This is a genomic window from Vibrio sp. 10N.222.55.A1, from assembly GCF_041473835.1.
In the GTDB taxonomy this organism is placed as follows: Bacteria; Pseudomonadota; Gammaproteobacteria; order Enterobacterales; family Vibrionaceae; genus Vibrio; species Vibrio crassostreae_C.
This window is the reverse complement of the sequence record NZ_JBFRSX010000019.1, coordinates 51,903-73,457: the sequence shown is the minus strand read 5'-3', so window position 1 is coordinate 73,457 and position 21,555 is coordinate 51,903. Positions and strand designations below refer to the sequence as shown.

Annotated in this window: 21 protein-coding genes and 1 pseudogene; 9 read left to right on the top strand and 13 right to left on the bottom strand. The window is 43.8% G+C overall.

The window, feature by feature from the left end:
- Positions 1–51: 51 nt before the first annotated feature.
- The gene (locus AB4493_RS05740; protein WP_017064312.1) at positions 52–1,089 is read left to right on the top strand and encodes an iron ABC transporter permease; all 1,038 of its coding nucleotides are present in this window, start codon (positions 52–54) and stop codon (positions 1,087–1,089) included.
- A complete protein-coding gene (locus tag AB4493_RS05735) occupies positions 1,089–1,871 on the top strand; it encodes a heme ABC transporter ATP-binding protein (protein WP_050620596.1) in 783 nt (260 codons plus the stop codon). Before AB4493_RS05740 ends, AB4493_RS05735 begins: the two co-directional genes overlap by 1 nt.
- A 384-nt stretch (positions 1,872–2,255) precedes the next feature.
- On the opposite strand, the gene AB4493_RS05730 is transcribed toward AB4493_RS05735, so the two are convergent.
- The gene (locus AB4493_RS05730; RefSeq protein ID WP_017062760.1) at positions 2,256–2,717 is read right to left on the bottom strand and encodes a TetR/AcrR family transcriptional regulator; all 462 of its coding nucleotides are present in this window, start codon (positions 2,715–2,717) and stop codon (positions 2,256–2,258) included.
- A 530-nt stretch (positions 2,718–3,247) separates the two neighbouring features.
- Here AB4493_RS05730 and AB4493_RS05725 point away from each other — a divergent pair.
- Positions 3,248–3,547, top strand: coding sequence for a YfcZ/YiiS family protein (locus AB4493_RS05725; RefSeq protein ID WP_017062761.1), 300 nt, complete (start codon positions 3,248–3,250; stop codon positions 3,545–3,547).
- A 36-nt stretch (positions 3,548–3,583) separates the two neighbouring features.
- Here AB4493_RS05725 and AB4493_RS05720 read toward each other — a convergent pair whose 3' ends face one another.
- Positions 3,584–3,880 (bottom strand): YnjH family protein, encoded by a 297-nt coding sequence (locus AB4493_RS05720; protein ID WP_017067955.1) that lies wholly within the window; start codon positions 3,878–3,880, stop codon positions 3,584–3,586.
- 103 nt (positions 3,881–3,983) lie between these two features.
- On the opposite strand from AB4493_RS05720, the gene AB4493_RS05715 reads away from it, so the two are divergent.
- Entirely contained in the window at positions 3,984–4,583 is a 600-nt protein-coding gene (locus AB4493_RS05715) for a hypothetical protein (RefSeq protein WP_048614727.1), read from the top strand.
- Positions 4,584–4,740: 157 nt separating this feature from the next.
- On the opposite strand, the gene AB4493_RS05710 is transcribed toward AB4493_RS05715, so the two are convergent.
- Positions 4,741–5,847: a 1-acyl-sn-glycerol-3-phosphate acyltransferase gene (locus AB4493_RS05710; RefSeq protein WP_137001459.1), complete on the bottom strand. Its 1,107-nt coding sequence runs from the start codon at positions 5,845–5,847 to the stop codon at positions 4,741–4,743.
- A gap of 175 nt (positions 5,848–6,022) precedes the next feature.
- Between AB4493_RS05710 and AB4493_RS05705 the strand changes: the two genes are divergently transcribed.
- Positions 6,023–6,649: a hypothetical protein gene (locus AB4493_RS05705; RefSeq protein WP_017064307.1), complete on the top strand. Its 627-nt coding sequence runs from the start codon at positions 6,023–6,025 to the stop codon at positions 6,647–6,649.
- 133 nt (positions 6,650–6,782) lie between these two features.
- On the opposite strand, the gene AB4493_RS05700 is transcribed toward AB4493_RS05705, so the two are convergent.
- Both AB4493_RS05700 and AB4493_RS05695 read right to left on the bottom strand, forming a co-directional pair.
- Positions 6,783–7,268, bottom strand: a complete 486-nt coding sequence (locus tag AB4493_RS05700) for a hypothetical protein (protein ID WP_372154653.1) — start codon at positions 7,266–7,268, stop codon at positions 6,783–6,785.
- Positions 7,269–7,295: 27 nt separating this feature from the next.
- The gene (locus AB4493_RS05695) at positions 7,296–7,817 is read right to left on the bottom strand and encodes a nicotinate-nicotinamide nucleotide adenylyltransferase (protein WP_017067959.1); all 522 of its coding nucleotides are present in this window, start codon (positions 7,815–7,817) and stop codon (positions 7,296–7,298) included.
- A 109-nt stretch (positions 7,818–7,926) separates the two neighbouring features.
- Between AB4493_RS05695 and nadE the strand changes: the two genes are divergently transcribed.
- On the top strand, positions 7,927–8,757 hold the full coding sequence (gene nadE, locus AB4493_RS05690) for an ammonia-dependent NAD(+) synthetase (protein ID WP_017062768.1): 831 nt from the start codon (positions 7,927–7,929) through the stop codon (positions 8,755–8,757).
- Between the two features lie 106 nt (positions 8,758–8,863).
- Here nadE and AB4493_RS05685 read toward each other — a convergent pair whose 3' ends face one another.
- Complete coding sequence (locus tag AB4493_RS05685) at positions 8,864–10,720, bottom strand: MOSC N-terminal beta barrel domain-containing protein (protein ID WP_372123937.1); 1,857 nt, start codon at positions 10,718–10,720, stop codon at positions 8,864–8,866.
- Between the two features lie 217 nt (positions 10,721–10,937).
- On the opposite strand from AB4493_RS05685, the gene AB4493_RS05680 reads away from it, so the two are divergent.
- A complete protein-coding gene (locus AB4493_RS05680) occupies positions 10,938–11,096 on the top strand; it encodes a YqaE/Pmp3 family membrane protein (protein WP_004731890.1) in 159 nt (52 codons plus the stop codon).
- A gap of 192 nt (positions 11,097–11,288) precedes the next feature.
- Positions 11,289–12,317 (top strand): dihydroorotase, encoded by a 1,029-nt coding sequence (pyrC, locus tag AB4493_RS05675; RefSeq protein WP_372154652.1) that lies wholly within the window; start codon positions 11,289–11,291, stop codon positions 12,315–12,317.
- Between the two features lie 117 nt (positions 12,318–12,434).
- On the opposite strand, the gene AB4493_RS05670 is transcribed toward pyrC, so the two are convergent.
- Positions 12,435–13,340 carry a DUF808 domain-containing protein gene (locus tag AB4493_RS05670; protein WP_017059964.1) on the bottom strand — a complete coding sequence of 302 codons (906 nt, stop codon included), beginning with the start codon at positions 13,338–13,340 and terminating at the stop codon, positions 12,435–12,437.
- 175 nt (positions 13,341–13,515) lie between these two features.
- Between AB4493_RS05670 and AB4493_RS05665 the strand changes: the two genes are divergently transcribed.
- A complete protein-coding gene (locus AB4493_RS05665) occupies positions 13,516–14,442 on the top strand; it encodes a M14 family metallocarboxypeptidase (RefSeq protein ID WP_372154651.1) in 927 nt (308 codons plus the stop codon).
- A 203-nt stretch (positions 14,443–14,645) separates the two neighbouring features.
- On the opposite strand, the gene AB4493_RS05660 is transcribed toward AB4493_RS05665, so the two are convergent.
- The 6 genes and pseudogenes from AB4493_RS05660 to xsc all read right to left on the bottom strand — a co-directional run bounded on the left by AB4493_RS05660 (position 14,646) and on the right by xsc (position 21,412).
- A complete protein-coding gene (locus AB4493_RS05660) occupies positions 14,646–16,253 on the bottom strand; it encodes a BCCT family transporter (RefSeq protein WP_017064293.1) in 1,608 nt (535 codons plus the stop codon).
- A gap of 486 nt (positions 16,254–16,739) precedes the next feature.
- The gene (locus tag AB4493_RS05655; protein ID WP_017070684.1) at positions 16,740–17,312 is read right to left on the bottom strand and encodes a malate synthase; all 573 of its coding nucleotides are present in this window, start codon (positions 17,310–17,312) and stop codon (positions 16,740–16,742) included.
- Positions 17,313–17,548: 236 nt separating this feature from the next.
- Positions 17,549–17,740: pseudogene (locus tag AB4493_RS05650) on the bottom strand (cache domain-containing protein); the annotation flags it as partial.
- Entirely contained in the window at positions 17,734–18,120 is a 387-nt protein-coding gene (locus AB4493_RS05645) for a nuclear transport factor 2 family protein (RefSeq protein WP_372154650.1), read from the bottom strand. The pseudogene AB4493_RS05650 and the gene AB4493_RS05645, both read right to left, overlap by 7 nt.
- Before the next feature lie 264 nt (positions 18,121–18,384).
- Positions 18,385–19,200 (bottom strand): FRG domain-containing protein, encoded by an 816-nt coding sequence (locus tag AB4493_RS05640; protein ID WP_372154649.1) that lies wholly within the window; start codon positions 19,198–19,200, stop codon positions 18,385–18,387.
- 400 nt (positions 19,201–19,600) lie between these two features.
- Positions 19,601–21,412: a sulfoacetaldehyde acetyltransferase gene (gene xsc, locus AB4493_RS05635; protein ID WP_372154648.1), complete on the bottom strand. Its 1,812-nt coding sequence runs from the start codon at positions 21,410–21,412 to the stop codon at positions 19,601–19,603.
- Between the last annotated feature and the right edge of the window lie 143 nt (positions 21,413–21,555).

Below are 21,555 nucleotides of genomic sequence, written 5' to 3'. Positions count from 1 at the left end.
CACGCTGTTGTTGAAGGAGGTCGAAGTTAGCGATAGATATTGAGGCCCTTTATGTTGTTACGCTCCGTCCCACTGAAAACGTCGATGTTAGCTCTAGGTGCAACCCTAGCTTTTGTCGCGCTGTACTCGATCACTGTTGGGCCAATGAACATTAGCTTAGCGGACAGCGCCACAAGCTTAATTAAACCAAACAATGACTTAGCACCTCACATCAACTTAGTGATTCAAGAGATCCGCTTACCTAGAACCATCTTGTGCATGCTGATTGGTGCGATCCTCGCCTTGTGTGGTGCAGTGATGCAGGGTTTGTTTCGAAACCCACTTGCAGAACCTGGCATCATAGGTGTGTCTGCGGGCGCAGCATTAGGTGCTGCACTGGCTATCGTTTTGTTCTCTGAGCTATCGCTTCAATACCCTGCTTTCATGAACTTTGCTGCGGTTCCTGTGTTCGCTTTTCTTGGCGGCGCTTTAACCACGCTGCTGGTGTATAAGCTGGGTACAGGTAAATTCGGCACCTCTGTCACCATCATGTTGTTAGCGGGCGTGGCGATCAGTGCGCTCTCTGGCGCAGGTATTGGCTTCTTGAATTTCATTGCTGATGACCAAATGCTGCGTGATCTTTCGTTGTGGTCAATGGGTTCATTGGCGGGCGCTAAGTGGTCAGGAATTTTGCTGGCAGCTGTCACGCTCGTTGGCTTGTTTGTTGTTTTCTACCGCCAAGCGATGTCTCTAAATGCTCTATTACTGGGCGAGTCAGAAGCGCAACACCTTGGTATCCCAGTTCAAAAGCTGAAACGAAAGCTGATTCTACTGACGGCTGCGGGCGTTGGTATCACAGTTAGCCTGTCTGGCATGATTGGTTTTATTGGATTGGTTATCCCACATTTAGGTCGCATGTTGGCAGGCCCTGACCACCGAGTTCTGTTGCCACTATCAGCGGTACTAGGCGCACTGCTGCTAACCGCCGCAGACATGTTCTCACGTGTGGTACTTGCTCCGGCAGAGCTACCTGTAGGTATTGTCACTGCGATTATCGGTGCCCCATTCTTCTTATATCTACTATTTCAACAGAAAGGGAGAATCCTTTAATGTTTCCTTCAGCTTTAAAAGCGACCGATATCGAAGTGAAGTTCGGCAGTAAAGTGATATTAGATGGCGTTTCTATTGAGATTGAAGCGGGAAAGGTAACTACACTGCTTGGACCAAATGGCGCAGGTAAAAGCACGCTGCTTAAAGCTTTATGCCAAGAGATATCAAGCAACGGCGATATCCAGTATTTTGGACACAGCAAAGACAAGTGGCCTTCTCACAAGTTAGCTAAGCACCTTGCTATGCTTCCTCAACACAGCACCTTGACCTTCCCATTCTTGGCACATGAAGTTGTCGAGCTTGGTGGGATTCCTCTGCAAGAATCCAACAAAAAACTAACTAGCATTGCTAGCCAAAAAATGGATGTTGCTGATGTGACTCACCTGAGTGAAAGACTTTATCCTTCGCTATCAGGCGGTGAAAAGCAGCGAGTGCACTTGGCTCGAGTGTTAACTCAGCTTCACCACTCTGGTGACCAATGTATTTTGATGCTTGATGAACCAACCTCTGCACTGGATCTTGCCCACCAGCACAACACCTTAAAGATTGCGAGAGAATTAGCCGATAACCACAATGCCGCGGTTATCGTGGTTTTGCATGATCTCAACTTAGCCGCGCAGTATTCCGATCGATTGGTGGTATTGAAAGATGGCAATTTGGTGTGTGATGGCAAGCCTTGGGATGCACTGAAACCTTCGATGATAGAAGATGTGTATGGTTACAAAAGTATCGTAGAAAAACACCCAACTATGAGCTTCCCTCAGGTTCACCCCGCACAATAAGTCCGATTAAGGAGCGACTCGTTTTGAGTATTCGTTCTTGATAACAATGACGTAATCCTAAGCCTCGATTTGTTCGGGGCTTTTTATTGGCTCACAGCCACTCTCTCAGCTTAAACTCAATTTTATTAATAACCACAGCAGCAAGCACCAAAACGACTCACCTTGAGCATTTGAGGCTCTAGAAATGAACTCTACTTGTTAGGGTTACTTAGCTTTTAACACTGAAGAGAAAAACAAGCCGCGGGCGTAAGCATATAAAAAGAAAAGAAATAACATCATTCAGCAAACAGCAACATCGGTGTGGGATTGAGAGAAAAACGCACAAGAAGTGAAACGGCAGGCACAAAAAAAGCCCCCGCAGGAGCTTCTTTTATTGAGTGCTGATTATTGGCTCATACGAATCAATGATTTACCAATCAGCCACTCTAGTTCTTTACCGCTAGTATCGCCAAACTGAGTTTCAGTCAGCTTGTATAGACGATCAATACCGTTTGCAGCGAACTCATGCGCGCTCTCAGCAGTAACGATATGATGGAAAAGTAAACGTAAGATTGCTAGGAACTCAGCGTCTTCAAGTGCTGCAACCCAGCTAGCTGAAAATGCGTCAAGGCCATTTTCGAAGTCAATGTGTTCCACGAACATCTTGAAAATACGACCGTCTAGAGCAGCAGTAAAATCCGTTTTCTTTGGAAAGTGATGACTTATACCTGTACGAGAAACACCCGTTTGTTGACTCAACGTCGTGTATGACATCTTGTCGTAACCCAATCTTAGTAGCTGGTCTACAACGGCATCCATGATTTTCTGGATCGTGATTTCTGTATCTTCTTTACTACGCTTTGGCATATTCAGGCTCTTCTCTTTGTAAATCCATCTAACTCAATCAAATGAAGTCAGAATGAAAATCGTTATCAGCATTATGTGAGCAAGGTATTTTTTCGCAAGTATTTATAACTAAATTCACACAAATACTATGTACGAACAATTTTACAGTGATGCCTCTTTGGACACTTTGTCTAATTATTCTTCGAAAATCACCTTACAATCCTAAGTCGATAAGTTTAAATAACTACTTAGAATATGAAATACCCAACGAAAAATTCATTGTATAAATACTTATCAAGCGATAGATAGTCTTATAAAATCATTTCTGGCGCAACTAAGTGAATGATATTCTGACATATTAATAACATTCCTTTTCAACAAAACGTGAGGTAAATCACATACATATTTGGCGGCGCGAATATAGATATTCATCAAACACCTTAACAAACAACATAGCATACCAGTATAAATTAGTTCAAAGGTTTTAATTTTTGTAGATACAGTTCAAATTGCTCGTTAGAATAACCTCAGACTTTGTAAGAGGATTATTTATGAGCCAAGATATTGGTAACAACGATGTATGTGAGGCTTGCGGCTGTGCAGGCGAAATCGGGTTCATCATTAAAGAAGGCGACGATGTTGCTGAAGTAACGGTTTACGGAAACTCAAAAGCACTGATTGAAGCTGAGTTTGCTAAGTATGTTGAACTTGCTAAACAAGTGTCTAGCAACGTTGAGTTCGAAGCATCAGAGATGACTGAAGAAAGCACAGAGTTGCACGCTCGCTTTAAATTTGAAGTTAGCGCTGAGAAGATTATTTTTGAACTTAAGACTCGCTCTCTAGCGCGTTAACATAAGCATTTATATGCTTATTAAAAGACGAGTGAATTACTCGTCTTTTTTTAATTGAACCCAAGCCAGTGACCCATTTTGCTCAAAATCGTTTTCTGCAGCGCACTGAATCACTACGCCCCCCACCTCTAACACTGCCCCAATGCTATAAGCCTTGTCATCGTAATAACAAACTCGTTGCTGTTGACCGCCTTGTGTCACCACCACCGCAGCTTTACCGGGCGTTGAAATTACTTTGTTGGCACTCGCAGACATTGAGCCAAACACTGAAGCGGCTATCAGAAAGACCTTAATAATTCGTATATTTACTCTAATCATTAATTTACCTATCATCTTTGCTCCATTCCTCGTTAATCTACCGCCAAATGGGTAAAACACTATGCGAGATTAATTTTTCCATTATAGTGTAAGCGTCTATCGTAATAAGAAGCCTGTTATGCTCAGAATAATTGCACTTATTATTGGTTCCTTAACCATAACAAATGTCAGTGCTGAACCACTCGATCACTATCAAATATTGAACCATCTCGATAATTACGGAAACTTATATCTACGAAATAAGCCTTATACATCACTTCCAACTGGCTTGGTGGTAGATGGTAATCTCAATATAGAGAATACTGCGATCACACGCCTACCCAAAGGGTTAGAAGTGAACGGCAGCCTTAAAGGCTCTAACAGCCAACTCGCTCGAGTCCCGAGCGGGGTTAAGATAAAAGGTTACGTCGACTTGATTGGCAGCCAAATCACCAGCTGGCCAAGAGGTGTAAGAGTGGGCGGCTTTATCAACCTCACCGACACTCCACTGGAAAGGCTACCGAATGGCTTTAGAGTAAAAGGCGATCTGAGCGTGATCCGCACTCCTTTAACCGAGTTACCCAACGGGATCGTGATTGACGGCGACCTTTATATAGGCGGTTCTGGGATTACAACATTCCCCGAGACCATGACAGTCAAAGGCAACATCTATCTGGGCGGTAACACTGTAACCACATGGCCAACCAATCTAGAGCTCGGTGGCGCAGTCGCTCGCTAATTCAAGCTATTGCTCTAATGCTCTAATGCTCTAATGCTCTAATACGTTAATGCTCGATCGCAGCAACAAATGGTGATTCAGAAACAAAAAAGGAGCCCAAGGCTCCTTTTTCAATTCAATCAAGTTGCTAATCAACTAGCAAGCTAACTAACGCTCGTTAACCAATGTTCTTCACTGGGTTGGCGTAGCTATCGATCAAGTACTGACGCGCACCTTGTGGCAGGCTCGACAGTTTAGCTTCAAACTCTTGTTTAACGGCCGCTGTAATCGACTCATCTTCTTTTTCTGCTGCCAGCAAGTTTACTGGGAACAGTTTGTAGTTATCGTGGATCTGACGATCGATCTCTTCAGCAAGCGCTTCAGGCGTATCAAAATCTTGGTCGATAACCTGACCGAAGCCAACGTGAACGCGTCCTTTATTACCGATGATGCCTTGAATGATACTTTCGATATCTTCAAACTCACCCTTTTCGTAACTGCCGTTTACGTCTTTTTCGAAAAGCTCTATCGCTTTAGCCGTGTCACATGGGTCGTTCTCGTAAGAAATAGCCACAGGAACAATCTTCAATGACTTCACGTATTCAGGGAAAGCAATTTTTTGCTTACGTCCTTCAACGTGGAACATTTTCAAAATTGCTGGCTCAGTAAAATCGTTACCGTCTTTCGCACGACCTTCCTTTTGAGCGATCCAGATTGAGTTGCCCGTTTCTAGAGAGTGCTTAATGTAAGAAGACAACTGCCCTAGCGCTTTCATCATCTCACGCGGTCCTTTCAAAGAACGCTTTACGATGAAGCTCTTATTTAAACGCATCAATTCAGTCGCACATGGCTTTTTCAACAGGTTGTCTCCGATAGCGATACGACAAGTCTGATGATTATTTTGATGCAGAGCGTAATTTACCAACGCAGGATCCATAGCAATGTCACGATGGTTTGATACAAACAGATAAGCTTGGTTCGCATCCAGTGACTCGATACCAGTGTACGTCACACCGCTAGTGGTTTTCGCTAACGTGTCGCGTAAGTACTTTTTCACTTCAATCTGAATGGATTCAACGCTAGTCAGCTTGCTCCATTTCATTTTTAAGTACACACGCAAAATCGGGCTCATTAATGCTTTGAACCAAGACGCATGGTTTGAAAAACGGTAGTGCAAGATTGCACTGATAAATTCTTCATCATTAATAAGACGGTTTAGTGCCGCTGGAATTTCATCATCGCCGTAAGGGCGAATATCAACATATGGATCGGTTGGAGAGGTCATTTTTTAATTCATATAATAAAAAGCTGGCTCATTCTACGCGTTGTTTTGACTTCTCGCAGCTACAGAGCCCATACTTTTGACAAGGTCAGACCAGAAACATTGAAAATCCCCTGTTATTGTTGGCATTCTTTAAGATTAACGGTAATCTTGACGCCCCAAAATTAAGGTACTATCTATGAACTTCGCTATTGAATATACATCGGCTTACTTTTCACACTTGGTGATCACACCACGCAAGAAAGTACTTAAACATAGCCTTGTATCGGTTCAAAGTGGCTTGGTTTTGATTAAGTTAGGCAAACAAGAGTATGCCGTTGAACCAGGACAAAGCGTCTGGATTCCATACGACTGCCTAACGTCACTGACCTACTTTCCAAACACTCAGGTTAACCGTGTCGATTTTTCTGTTCGTTTGACGGATTCATTCCCAAGACAAGCGGGTTACATCACGCAAACGAACCTCTCTTCGGCACTACTAGAAAAGCTAGAACAAACCAAAGCTCGCGCTTCCAATGCCAATAATACGGAACAAGCGTTTAAAGATATGCTTTCTGTATTGAAGCAAGAAGTGTTGTCGTTTAAACCACTGCTTTGTGAAAGTGCTCTTTCTCAGCGATTCAATCAATGGAACATTGATGATTCAAACCTGCCACAAGAGCACACTCTGGTGATGGTGATGCGAGAAGCGAAGAAGCGCATGCAGTCAGGTCAAAAACGTTCACTTGTGATTGATGATCTGTTCTCAGGTAAAGAAGAAGAGTTCGAGCAACTGTGTATGCTTGTTTTTGGTGAAGATTTATAGCTTGCCGGAAAGTGAGTGCTGGTATTAAAACTCGCAAGCCAGATACTAAAAAGCCGCAAAAACTGAGTTTTTGCGGCTTTTTTAATTCTTACTATTTAGACGTAGATAGCAATCTATCTGTGTATCTGCCTGTCTAAAATGGCAACTCAACCTGCATCATTAGGTCGGCGTCACGTGAGTCGTGCCAACGATAATCAAAGCGCATACGCGGCTGCCCTTCGACTTTCTCGCCAAAACCGATGCTGAGTTGAAGACCATGATTCATCAACCACTCTTCAGTCGACATATCATACTCCTCATCTTCAAGGTCTTCTGGAAACCACATACCCAAGCCAACATAGTTTGACTCAATGCTTTGTGTCAGCAATGGCGAGTCTTTGGTTTGAAGAACCCAGTCAGACCAATAGTCCGGTGTGCTTTCCGGTTCATCATCGCTCAGCCCACTGATTTCCATCATACGTTGGCCAAAAGACTCAATGCTGGTCGAGAAATCTAGACAATTGTCATCTTCATCAGAAGTCAGCATGATCGAATCTAAGCTAAAAAAATCACATTCAGCATAAGCAGGCATACTGCATGCTGCCATGATCAACGTCGCTGGTATCGCGCTCTTTAGCATAGTCCTCTGACCTCTTGATTAGTGAACTCACATTATCTGATACAGTCCACTATCTTGCAACATCTTTGTAACTGACTTAGTACTCAATTTTGCAACATCGCTTCCACTTATCAGTGCATTACGTATGTCTGTGCTGCGAATTTTCACTTTTTCAGGGCAAGCCATTACAGACCACTGCTCGGTAATCTCATCTGATTTATAGAAAGATGAGAACTTAAAGAAGTTATCTGGGCCAATAACAAACGTCAGTTCAGCGTCACGATGTAACTTTTGAAGTTCACTGAGCACTGCATAAGTCGTGACGCTTTCACCTGGGGTAAATAGGCTCTTTTCGATCAAAGAAAGCTCCACTTGATCCAGTGAAAGATCGCTAATAAATGCGTTAACTAACTGACATCTCATATCAAAGTCTAGCATCTCTTTTCCCCAAGCATGGGCAATACTTGGAACGAGTAGAATTTTGTCAAAGTGAGCCAACGAATCAATCACACTTTTGTGCCCTAAGCTCGGTGGATTAAACGCACTACCGAAAATGGCTATTTTTTCCATTGTTTATTACTGCCTTCTCTTTCTAAGCTTGTGCAAAGAGGTTTTTAAATCGGATGATTTAGGTATGATAACACTAGATTTTTAATTTGCTTGCAGGAAAGGAATACGAATGGAACAGTTAATTCGTGACGAAATGCGCGTACTACCTTCAATTGACCCTCACTTCGAAGTGACTCGTCGTGTGGACTTTATTAAAACGAAACTTCAGCAGTCAGGCTGCAAGTCTCTGATCCTTGGTATCAGTGGCGGTGTAGACTCAACGACCTGTGGCCGCTTGGCACAGATGGCCGTGGATAGCCTGAATGAAAACTCTGGCAGCAACGACTACCAATTCATTGCGGTTCGCCTACCTTACGGCGAACAAAAAGATGAAGATGAAGCACAACTTGCTCTCTCTTTCATCCAGCCTTCTCAATCTGTTTCTGTAAACATCAAAGCGGGTGTTGATGGGCTTCACGCAGCATCTCACGTTGCACTTGAAGGTACAGGTTTACTACCAACAGACTCAGCAAAAATCGACTTTGTTAAAGGTAATGTGAAAGCTCGCGCTCGCATGATCGCGCAATACGAAATTGCGGGTTACGTTGGTGGTCTTGTGATTGGTACTGACCACTCAGCAGAAAACATCACTGGCTTCTACACCAAACACGGTGACGGTGCATGTGATTTAGCGCCTTTGTTTGGCCTGAACAAGCGTCAAGTTCGTGAACTTGCAGCAACGCTAGGTGCGCCAGAGCTATTGGTTAAGAAAGTGCCTACTGCCGACCTAGAAGAGCTTGATCCACAGAAAGCCGACGAAGCAGCATTGAACCTTTCTTACGACCAAATCGATGATTTCCTTGAAGGTAAAGAAGTCCCTCAAGACGTGTCAGACCGCTTAGTAGGCATCTACAAAGCAACACAGCACAAGCGTCAACCGATCCCAACGATCTACGATTAATTGTTTGAATTAATCTTAGAATCAAAAAGGCCGGAAGTTCATTTCAGTGAACTTCCGGCCTTTTCTATTCAATGTGCTTTTCTTTCTGGCCTTCCGACCTACCGAGTTAGTCTACAACTTCGATATCAGTTTGAGGCACACTGCAACACGCCAGTATTTGCCCCATGTTGCGTTCATGCTCTTGCAACGCCGGTACATCAGGTTGATGAACTTGCCCAGACTCAAGGGTCACTTTACAAGCACCACAGAAACCCGCGCGACAGCTTGATGCGATAGACACACCTGCCGACTCAGCTTGCTCTAGTAGTGTTGATTGGTTGTTGCCTTCGAACAGGTAGCCGTTAACGCTCAACTGCAGTTGCTTCACCGCTTCTTCCGTTGATTGAGCAACACCAAACGCTTCTTGATGATAATGCTGAGGATTCAGCCCCATTTGAATCAGCAATTTCTTGGCATTATCCATAAAGCCGTCAGGGCCACACACGAACGCTTGACGCTTGTGTAGCTCTTCAATTTTAGCGACATGCGACACGCTTAGACGCCCAGACAAACCATCCCACTCTTTGGTTGGTTGGCTTAATGAATAGATCACACGAAGACCCGCGTGCTCACTGGCGATCTTATCAATCTCAGCTTGATAAGGGATATCTTCTTCGCTGCTGCATTGATGATAGAAAACCACATCATCAATTTGACCATGGTCTGCCAAGTAACGAAGCATCGACAACATAGGGGTAATGCCGCTGCCTGCAGACAACAGCAGTAATGGGTGAGTTGGATTCGCTTCTAAGTAGAACGCACCATCTGGGTTTTGAGCAACTAGCGTATCGCCCACTTGGAAATGATCATTCAACCAATTAGAGATCTGGCCATCGTCCACTCGCTTCACTGAAATCGCTAAACGACCCGCTCGTGAAGGGCTAGAAGATAACGTGTAACGACGAGAAAACTTCTCGCCATCAATCACCATCTCAATCGGTAAATGTTGCCCTGGCTGATAGCTTGGTAATGAATGGTTCTCTTTCGCTGGCTCTAGCCAAAAGGTTGTGAAGTCGCGAGCGATCTCTTCACGCTCGACGCAAGTTAAGTGCAGTGATTCTACCCAAGTGTCTTCGTAGTGCTCTTTCTCTTTGGTTTCAAGTACCTCAACCACATCACCCGCTTTCACCAGACCTTCATTTTTCGCCACTAGATTCTGGCCAAAGAAGACACCACCACGCTCGTTGGCTCTGAATGTAGAGAAGGTATTAAGCGGCTCTTTTGTTGATCTAAATTCGCCACTCTCAACATCGACTGTCGTCAGGATACAGCGCTCACAAGGCTTCACCGCTTCGAATTCAACCTCACCAATTCGGATACGCTTCCAGCCGTCTTCGGCAAAGGCTTCTGTATTTGAAACAACAAAGTTAGTGCGGAACTGATCCATTGAATGAACTTCAGGGCTGCGGCGATTGAGCTCATCTAGAGAGGCTTGGCTAATCACCAACATTGGATAGCCGTCAGCGAAACTGACATTCTGACCAAGCTTTTCTCGAACACGATTCGACTGCTCACCACAGAACAGCAGTTCTACGCGAACACCAAGCACATCGCTGAACCAATCATCCGCCTCGTCGTTGGTGGTATACGCAGTGAAGCTATCTTTCCACACCGTTGCAGGCGCTTCTTGCATCTTGAAGTTTGCATATTTCAGACGCAGCGGCTCTTTACCTTCATAAGTAAAAATCAAGCCGTCTGGCTGCAAGCTAGAAGAAACCTTGACCATTTTAGGGTACTTACGCGCCGTCACCATTGATCCGTCAGCCAACGCCAACATAAAACGTCTGTCGAAGGTAAGGCCCTGTTTTTCGACCCAAGCAGAAGAGAGTGCAATCCCACCTACTGATTTAACCGGAAACACGTTGATTTGAGATAAGGAAGGAGCTTGCTCTGAAGCCTTTCGATCTATAGGTGACTGCGACATAACGATTCCAATGTTTTGTTGTTTGTCCCAATGCTAACAAATGGTTATAAATAGATAAACTGGCAGGCATTAAACACTTGATACTAAGCTAGTATCTTGAGATGTTTAGCTTTCTATCTTGATACATTAAGGCAGCAATGCAGTAACACTCTCCATACGTTCTATAATGTGAACACGGTTATCGCATTGAACTTTCATTGAATAAAAAGGATTTATCATGAACAAACTCGTCATTATCATCTTATGTGTACTACTTCCGCCTGTTGGCGTGTTCTTCGCTCGTGGCGCAGGTAAAGACCTATTGATTAACATCATCCTGACTTTCTTCTTCTGGGTGCCAGGGATGATCCATGGACTCTGGGTGGCGACTCGCTAACCCGTATCCAAAAATAAATACTGAATTAAAACGGCATAAAAACAAGCTCCTAGCCCTGAAGAGTTAAAAATAGGATGAAATGAAAGTGCTTTTCCACTATCATCCTGTCGCCTAAACGTAAGCGATTGCTTTCACAGATTTCGCCGAGTTTAGGCTCCAACTACATAACACTTCAAATGGTGGGAGCCTTCAATGACACAACTTACGATTACTCGTCCTGACGACTGGCACGTTCATCTACGCGATGGCGAAGTATTAAAAGATACAGTGCGCGATATCAGCCGCTACAATGGTCGAGCGTTAATCATGCCAAACACCATCCCACCGGTAACCGATACCGAAATGGCCTTAGCTTACCGTGAGCGCATCATGGCAGAGCAGCCAAGCGAGCAATTCCAGCCTCTGATGGCACTTTACCTGACAGACAACACAACACCTGAAGAAATTCGCAAAGCGAAAGAGTCTGGTGCAGTAGTGGCAGCAAAGCTTTACCCAGCGGGCGCGACGACTAACTCGGATTCAGGCGTAACTTCAGCACAAAAGATTTACCACGTGTTGGAAGCAATGCAAGAAGTGGATATGTTGCTACTGGTTCATGGTGAAGTAACCACTCACGATGTTGATATCTTCGACCGCGAGAAACAGTTCCTAGACACAGTGCTAGCTCCGATTGTGAACGACTTTCCTAACCTAAAGATTGTTCTTGAGCACATCACAACCGCTGACGCAGCAAACTTCGTTAAAAACGCGAATGACAACGTCGCGGCAACCATTACTGCTCACCACTTGCTTTATAACCGCAACCACATGTTGGTTGGCGGCATTAAGCCACATTTCTACTGCCTACCTATCCTTAAGCGCAACACACACCAGTTAGCACTTATTGAAGCAGCAACAAGCGGTAGCAAGAAGTTCTTCTTGGGTACAGACTCTGCACCACACGCTAAAGGTGCAAAAGAGTCAGCGTGTGGTTGTGCAGGTTCTTACACAGCGCACGCTGCGGTTGAACTGTACGCTGAAGTATTCGATTTAGAAGGCAAGATTGAGAACCTAGAAGCATTCGCGAGCCACAATGGCCCAGACTTCTACGGCATGCCACGTAACTCAGATACAATTACGCTCGTTAAAGAAGAGTGGAATGTTGCTGAAACGATGCCTTTCGGTTCAGACATCGTTGTGCCAATCCGTGGCGGCGAGGCGATTGCTTGGTCTGTAAAATAAGCACTTGGGCTGTTAAATAAACACCCTCCATTTAGCGAAAAGGGTCACCATAGTAATTATGGTGACCCTTTTTTGTTTCGATAAAAGACTGTCTTATTCCCAGCAGTAATTTAACGATTACTTACCGCGAATTTTTCCGATAGCAGTCCAAATAGCAACGACAATCAATCCAGATAAAACCCCAATCACACCATTTAATAGCGTTGGTACCACCGCAGTCGCAATCGTATGTCCACTGAAGTCCATAATAATCGGTTCAATTAAGTGATGAATTGCTGGAACGTTGTGTACCACAATACCGCCGCCAACCAAGAACATCGCAGCCGTGCCGACAACCGCAAGCATCTTCATTAGCTTTGGTGCAAATGCGACTAACCCATTACCCAATCGGGTTTTAATGGCACTCCCATTTGATGTGCGTTGGAGATAGAAACCTAAATCATCCAGCTTAACGATCCCTGCCACTAAGCCATAAACACCAATCGTCATCACAACCGCTATCAAACTCACCACAAGAATCTGAGTCACGATACTTGTACCCGTTACGGTACCCAGCGCAATTACAATGATTTCCGCAGATAAGATGAAGTCGGTACGAATTGCGCCTGAGACCTTTCGCTTCTCATACTCTTCAACAGATTCACCCGAGCTGCTTTCCTCATCTTTCTCTTCGTGTTGATGAGCATGAGGAAAAAGCTTTTCTAAGATTTTCTCTGCCCCTTCAAAACAAAGAAACAGACCACCAATCACCAGTAGTGGCATGATCAACCAAGGAATGAATGCACTGATCAATAGTGCTGCCGGAACCAAAATCAGCTTGTTTTTAAATGAGCCTTTTGCGACCGCCCATACCACTGGGATTTCTCTTTCAGCAGAAACACCGGATACCTGCTGGGCGTTAAGGGCTAAATCGTCACCTAATACGCCTGCGGTTTTTTTAGCGGCTACCTTAGACATCAATGCGACATCATCCAACACGGTTGCAATGTCATCTAGCAGTGTTAGTAAACTTGCTCCAGCCATTTTGTTGTCTCTTTATAAAGAATTGAACCATCAATAAAATGTAACACCATCAATTCACTCATCAAAGTTATGAGTCTGTAAAAAATAAAGTCACAAGTTGTGTTTTCTATTGCTGTCTCTGTTAGACAGGAATAATCTGTCTTAATCTTTCACGAACATAAAAGAAAAAGTATTGATGAAAAGTGAATCTACCTACCCGATTGGTAAGCCAGGGCAAAAATGGCAACAAGCAGAACGTGAAGCATGGTTAGCTCAACGAACGGTTAAGCGTGAATACCAGCAAGAAGTTGTACCAAAGATTAAAGCACTTGCAGACCGCTTTGACATCGAACAATACGGCGCACTGAGCTACGACGAAGCTCGCTTCCCACTCTTCGCTATCAAGAGCAAAAACTGGGACGAGTCAAAGCCGACGATTCTGGTAACAGGTGGTGTTCACGGTTACGAAACCAGTGGCGTGCATGGCGCGATCAAATTCGCTGCGACTCAAGCAGAAAAATACACGGCGCACTTCAACATTGTTGTCGCACCTTGTGTGAGCCCTTGGGGCTACGAAGTGATCAACCGCTGGAATCCAAATGCTGTTGATCCAAACCGCTCTTTCTACGACGGTACGCCAGCAGAAGAATCAGCAAACCTACGTGCATTAGTCGCTTCTTTACCAGAAGTGTTGGTTCACGTTGATCTACACGAAACAACGGATTCTGACGAAACAGAATTCCGACCAGCACTCGCAGCCCGTGATGGCATTGAGTACATTGAAGGTATGATTCCAGACGGTTTCTACACAGTTGGCGATACTGAAAATCCACAGCCTGAGTTCCAAGCGGCGGTAATTGCTTCAGTTGAAAAAGTAACGCACATTGCGCCAGCAGATGCAGACGGCAAGATCATTGGTTCTGAAGTTACCCAACATGGTGTGATCAACTACCCTATGAAGAAGCTAGGCTTGTGTGGTGGTGTGACTGATTGTAAGTACGGTACAACCACAGAGGTTTACCCAGACAGTGACAAAGTAACAGACGAAGAGTGTAATGATGCTCAAGTTGCTGCTGTTGTTGGTGCTTTAGATTACGTTATTCAGCATGAATTGAACGCATAAGCTCATACCCGCTAATAACTAGAACCGAGCACCTAGAACTAAGAACGAAAAGAGCCACAAGTGATGATTCACTTGTGGCTCTTTTTTATCTGGTCTCTGATTTCTTCCTAGGCATAAAAAACTCTCTTGCACCAAGTACAAGAGAGCTTTGAATCATGCTGAGTAAAGTAAATCTCTATCTAGCGACTTACTTAATTCACGATTTATTTTGTAGTTTGAGTTACGGTTTCTTGCCCTTTACCGACTTCTGTCAGTAGGCCTTTCAACAAGCTCACACAACCAATCAAAAGAATGATCGTAAACGGCAGTGCTGCAATAATCGTAATAGATTGCAGAGCTTGGATTGATTGAGTACCACCAATCCACAGCATCACCATCGCGATAGCACCTGAGATAACCGCCCAAACGACTTTCTGTTTCACTGGCACTTCTAATTTACCACCCGCCGTCATGCCATCGATAACGATAGAACCTGAGTCCAACGTTGTAACGAAGAACACGATGATCAGCGCGACTGCGAGAACAGACAGAATGCTACCGAACGAGTAAGCATCTAGCATGTAAAACAAGCTTAGAGATACATCTGTAATGCCTTGGTCGAGGCCAAGTTGCCCCACCTGATTAATCACTTGCTCGATAGCTACGCCACCGAAGATAGACATCCAAGCTGAAGTCACCAATGTTGGGATAATCAATACGCAAAGTAGGAATTCACGAACCGTACGGCCTTTAGAAATACGCGCTACGAACATACCGAAGAAAGGTGCATACGCTACCCACCATGCCCAGTAGAACACAGTCCAACCATGCAGCCATGTTGTGTCTTCACGACCCGCACTTTGGCTCAAAGCTACGATATTTTTCACATAGCCCGTTGCCGCCGTTGCCATTGAATCAAGCACAGTTGTGAAGTTCAATACAGCGATAAGACCAAGGAATATGAATGCAATAACCATGTTCAGGTTACTTAGGAACTTAACACCACCGTCCATACCACGTAGTACAGAGATGATCGCCAAGCCCATGATTAGAACGATGATAGATTGCTGAAGGAAGATGTTGTTTTCCAAGCCGAACACGTGGCTAATACCACTTGCTGCTTGTGTACCACCTAAGCCCAATGAAGTCGCAAGGCCAAACAGAGTAACCAGTACGGTTAGTACATCGATTACATCACCAGTTTTGCCCCACACACGCTCACCCAGAATTGGGTAAAACACAGAACGCATTGATAGCGGTAAGCCTTTGTTATAAACAAAGTACGCCAGACAAAGCGCCGTCATGCCATAGATAGCCCATGCATGAAAACCCCAGTGGAATACGGTTGCGCCTAGCGCCAGTTCACGACCAGCGGCTGTGAAAGGTTCTGCGTCTAATGGCGTTCCGAACCAGTTAGTGAAGAACGCAGTTGGCTCTGCAACACCCCAGAAGATAAGTCCAATACCCATACCTGCTGCGAATAACATCGCAATCCAAGATGACATTGAATAGTCCGCCGTCGCGTCTTCGCCACCTAAACGGATTTTACCCAACGGTGAAAAAGCAAGAACAACAGCAAACGCTAGCATGATGTTAGCTCCCCACATAAACAGGAAGTCAAACTTTGATAGAACAGCACCCTTAATAGAATCAATTGCAGCTTTAGCATCTGCAGGAGGAAGAGCAAGAAGAGTGATGATGAAGAGAAGAGATAAGCCAACTGAGGCTACGAAAACTGTGTTATGGACATCCATGCCCCATTTACTGACGTTGTCTTGACCAACTTGATAGTCAGTAGAATCAATACTGTACTTTTTTGATTTAAAACTCATAAATTATGATGTTCGCATATCCGATTCAACGAATATAAGGACGCTCTCCATATCCAACTACTACTTGATTGGCTCGCCGCATCGCCTAAATAAAAGGCAATAAAAATCACAATAGTTAGTGATAAATGGACTTACAGGCTCAATCCCAAGGCGCACATTATAGCACAGCTCAAAGCATTTTGACTGATTTTTAGCTCAATAGTCACCCAAACCACCGTTGATAGTGATAGTTAACCCAATAAAAACAGAATAAAACAAAAGAATAAAAACCTTCAAATACAACAATTTAAATTAAAATGACGCACCGTAAAATCACATCCAAACTTTTTGCAGATAATTTTAATAATCACCCAATTTACTTATAGCTCTAATAAAAAAGCCCCGCTATAGGGGCGGGGAAAGTTACCAAAGGTAAAAGAGAAATCAGTGCTCAAATGTCAGCGCTGCGTCTCACAGATCAGCACTGCACATTTCAAAGACAGTTCGTTAGATTGCGAAGCAAAAACCTAGGTTATAGTCTTCACCATTTTTCGCAGTGAACTCTTTGTCTTCACTTGATGCATTCGGGCGGCCACTTTCATCGCCTTTTACTAAGCTCACCCAGTGACGGATGCCAGAAGAACGGCTGGCCTCAGTTTGACCAAACGTAGTGCACGTCTCTAATTGGATATCTTGAATATCAACCAACTCCAGACGGCCAGTGCCTTTACGAGCACCGATTGTCACTTCAACGTGCGTACCGCTTTCATCACGGAATAGGATTGCTGAAGGCTTAGATTTATCACCTGTGTAAGCCACAAAGTGTTTAGCGCGTTTCAGTCCAGTATGTTCGCCATTCTTGAAGTAAACCTGAACGTGTCGGTAATCGATCTCGTAGCTCACCGCGTCTTCGTGTGAACCCGCCTCAAGAGGAAATAAAGTATCAAGCAACTGTTTCGCCATTTTCTGTTTTTCGAGTTGCTTGTCTGCTTTCACCATTTCGACGGCAAAGACAGCTTCAGCAATAAATGTTGAATGGTTTCTGTGAAGTTCTGTTTTGTCTAGTGTCAGCATATTCATAGTCTATCCCTCGTACGGCTTTAAATTTCATTTAGGTCAAACATCCCAATAGACCCTTTTCAAAATTGTTCTTTACTGTGTGGTTTCCATGTTTTTCATACTACTGTTATTTTTGAAACAATTTCACAACAAAAATTACACAGTGTGAATTTTACTAAATTGCTTTTTTACACAAACCGGCATTTCGAGCCCCCAGCCCTTTATTTAACTGGGTTGAGGGTTCCGTAGAAACGCGTTTACGTGTTGTTTGAATTTGTGTAATAACCCACCCCAACCAACTTATTGTCGATAATTCGATAGTAAGTGTGCTTAGTTTCCACTTTGCTCGACAGCGGATTTAACCATCGATAGGTGTAAACGCCACGACCATTTTCTTTGGCTCGATTTAACATCTCAGTAAGAATTGGCTTATCGTCAGGGCTTAGATTTTTACGCTGATTTTTCCATCTTTCAGGGTAAACACATCAACCATACGAGCTTCGATGACGGTGCCATCTGGGTTAGTCGCAGAGAACGTTGATTCGCTTACCGCGCGGTCTCCACACACAAAGTGGACAGGATCGCTCCAGGCTGCATCTGGAAAGTTCTGCCAAACCAATTCAAAGCTATTGCGAACGGCTTCGTACCCTTCGATAGTGTTTCCAAGTTCGCCTTCTCCTGCCACGGTGTGGAAGACACAGTCTTCGGTCATAAACGACATTAGCGCTTCAATATCATGGTTATTCCATGCATCACTAAAAGACTGTAAAAAGGCGGTGTCGACTTGGTTTTCCAGCACGAATGTCGCTGCATTGGTTTGCATATTCATATTCCAGAATCCTTTATGTTTTCGTTATTGGTTTAAATTTCAGTAGCTTTTCGCCACTTTTTTATTAGAGTGTTTAAACTAGATCTGTAAAAATTTAACAACTTGATAACAAGATTCATCACTCTAACTTCGAGTTACTTTATAAACAATCTTTAAGCTCACAGATTTCATCTTTTTATAAATTAATTGGTGTTCTAATTTTATTTATCTCGTAATCACTAGATCTATATGAGCTCTAAATAAAATCAGTAGAAATATTAGACTTTAGTCGAAATCAAAATCTTGATGGTACTTTCGGCCATACTGCTCAAGCTGGCGATCATGAGTATTCACTTGTAATTCAATATTACCCTCACCTTTATTAATAACTTGATTGTTATCTACATGGGCTTCATTTTTTATATCAGTTAGCTTCTCTTCGATATAATCAGTCGGTTCATTTAAAACATTCATGGATATTAACTCCTTTATCAGGTTTACTTTCGCTGACGGAAAAATATGAACGAATACTAGACCGTTTGAATATTCTTTCTCATCGTACAAAGGCTGAATGGCATCATTACTGCCGTCCTTAAATGGATGAATGGAATACCACTTATCCGTTCGTTGCTCTTGCTTATCGCAGTCGGCTACTTTGAAGATCTGAGTTCTTTCAAGTTCATAGGGTGAGTTAAAAACACTAACCCTATGATAATTAATCGCTTTAACAATATTGATGCAGTCTTTACTTTGGCTATGGCACACAGACCACAACGCATTAATCAGGCTATCTGTCCATTCAAGTAAACGGGTGGGAAAGCCCTGCTTTTTGGCTAAACACATCAATAACCAATCATTTATGTCGTATGAGCTCAGCGAGTGACCACCGTAAACTCTCACTGTTGAAAGCAACTCTTGTTCGACACGGCGTATGTTCTTACGATTGGAACGGCCTAAACTTGGCATTAGATTATTATTTTCATAATCACACACGTTATACATCAAACCACGTTGGTCACTGCATTCATTCATTAATGAATTAATTATTTTATACATCTCTTCGAGTGAGCTTATATAACGTTTATTGTTCACAGCATGCATGTAATAGGTCACTTAATTTAAATTTATTACAATTAAAAATTAACTATCATGGTTAATCAGTATCGTTACGAATAATTTTAAAAATGACAATAGGTATATGTCTTTATCAATGGCCATATATCCTCATCAATAACTAACAGTTATAAAACCATTAACTAAGGAGCAATTAGCTAAGGGTCGATTAATAAGGAACGACAAAGTTTATATAACTAAAACCACTTATATATACAACAGTCATTTAATTCATGTTCTAACGTTTGACTAAGGATTATTGAAATACGGGTTGCCGGTATTCACTTAAGTACATTGCCAATACCCGTTAATATTGCCCGACCACATTCTCGATAGCACTTTCTCTAACACTCTCGAGATATCTACGGCCGGACAAACTTCCTATGACTTATACGTAATCTTTGTATTTATCTAGGAAACGAACCGGTGTTGATAGTGCATCTCGGCGGAACGGGTCACCCAATTCCTGAGTACACATGATTTCAATGATGGTTGTTTTGCCTTCGTTCATCTGCATGTCGATGGCTTTTTGCAAGGTTGGACCTACATCTTCTAGCTTATCAACCGTGATACCTTCAGCGCCCATTGCTCGTGCGATTTCAGCAAAGCTTTGGTTATCTAGCTCACCGGCAACAAAGCGTCGGTTGTAGAAGTCGACTTGGTTCTTCTTCTCTGCACCCCATTGACGGTTGTGGAATACCACGGCTGTCACTGGAATGTTATGACGAACACATGTCATGGTTTCCATCAGGCTCATGCCCCACGCACCGTCGCCTGCATAAGAGATAGCTGGGCGATGAGGTGCTGCTGCTTTCGCGCCAATGATGGTCGGGAACGCGTAACCACAGTTACCAAAACTCATTGCCGCAAAGAAACTACGTGGTTTTTCAAAGCGTAAGTAGCTGTTTGCCACCGAGTTGATGTTACCGATATCGGTTGAGACCATTACGTCTTCTGGCATCGCTTTTTCTAGCTCACGCAATACTTGGCGCGGGTGAAGGTATTCACCACCAGAGAACGGAGTCTCGTGTGAGTTTTCTTCAATCATATCCAAGCTGAACGAGTCACGTTCGTGTGTCCACTCATCAAGCTCTTTTTCCCAAAGTGCTTTCTCTGTTGCGACCGTGTCTTGACGATCGCCTTTATTGTCATCACACAACAATGCACGGCCTTCCAATCTTTCAGATAGAGCAACCGCAGCTGCTTTCGCATCACCACAGATACCAACTGAAATCTTCTTAACCAGACCTAGCATCTTGTTGTCGGCATCAATCTGAATGATTTTCGCGTTCTTCGGCCAGTAGTCCATACCATGTTGAGGCAAGGTACCAAATGGACCAAGACGTGTACCCAAAGCGATAACCACATCCGCTTGAGCCATCAACTTCATTGCTGCTTTCGAACCTTGGTAGCCTAAAGGACCACACCATAATGGGTGACTAGCAGGGAACGAGTCATTGTGCAGGTAGCTGTTCACTACGGGTGCGCCTAATCTTTCTGCCAGTGCCGCACACTCTTGAACTGCATCAGCCATTACCACACCGCCACCAGAAATGATGACTGGGAATTTCGCTTCAGCTATCAGGTCTGCTGCTTCATTCAGAGATTTCTCACCACCTGGACCACGGTCTAAACGCGCGGGTTTAGGGATCTCGGTTTGAGTTTCACCGTAGAAATAGTCACGTGGAATGTTCAGTTGAGTTGGACCCATTTCACTCATCGCACGGTCGAAGCATCGGCCTGTGTATTCCGCCATACGGTCTGGGTGCGTTACGTGTCCTTGATACTTAGTAAACTCTTGGAACATTGGAAGCTGGTTACATTCTTGGAAACCACCTAAGCCCATTGTTTTAGTGCCTGTCTCTGGCGTCACAATTACGACCGGGCTATGTGCCCAGAACGCAGCTGCAATTGCTGTTACACAGTTACTAATACCAGGGCCATTTTGCCCGATGACTACACCGTGGCGACCCGATACACGAGAATAACCATCTGCCATGTGGGCAGCGCCTTGCTCGTGTACTACTGGAACCAATCGAATGCCAGCAGGAGCAAAGATATCCATTGCGTCCATAAATGCCGACCCCATGATGCCGAACATATCGGTAACATCATTAGCAACCATAGTTTCAACGAACGCTTCTGATGGTGTCATTGTTACTGTGCCGGAAACAACCGTACGTTTTTCTTGCTCGCTCATTCTTCCATTCTCCTTGAGTTAACCAAAATTTCATTTTTCGGAATGAATTGTCTCTTTTTCGAATTCATTTTCACCTTGGTAGTAGAATTTTTGCGCGTCAACTTTTTATATTAAATTGGAACAATTCATTCTAATTAATAAAA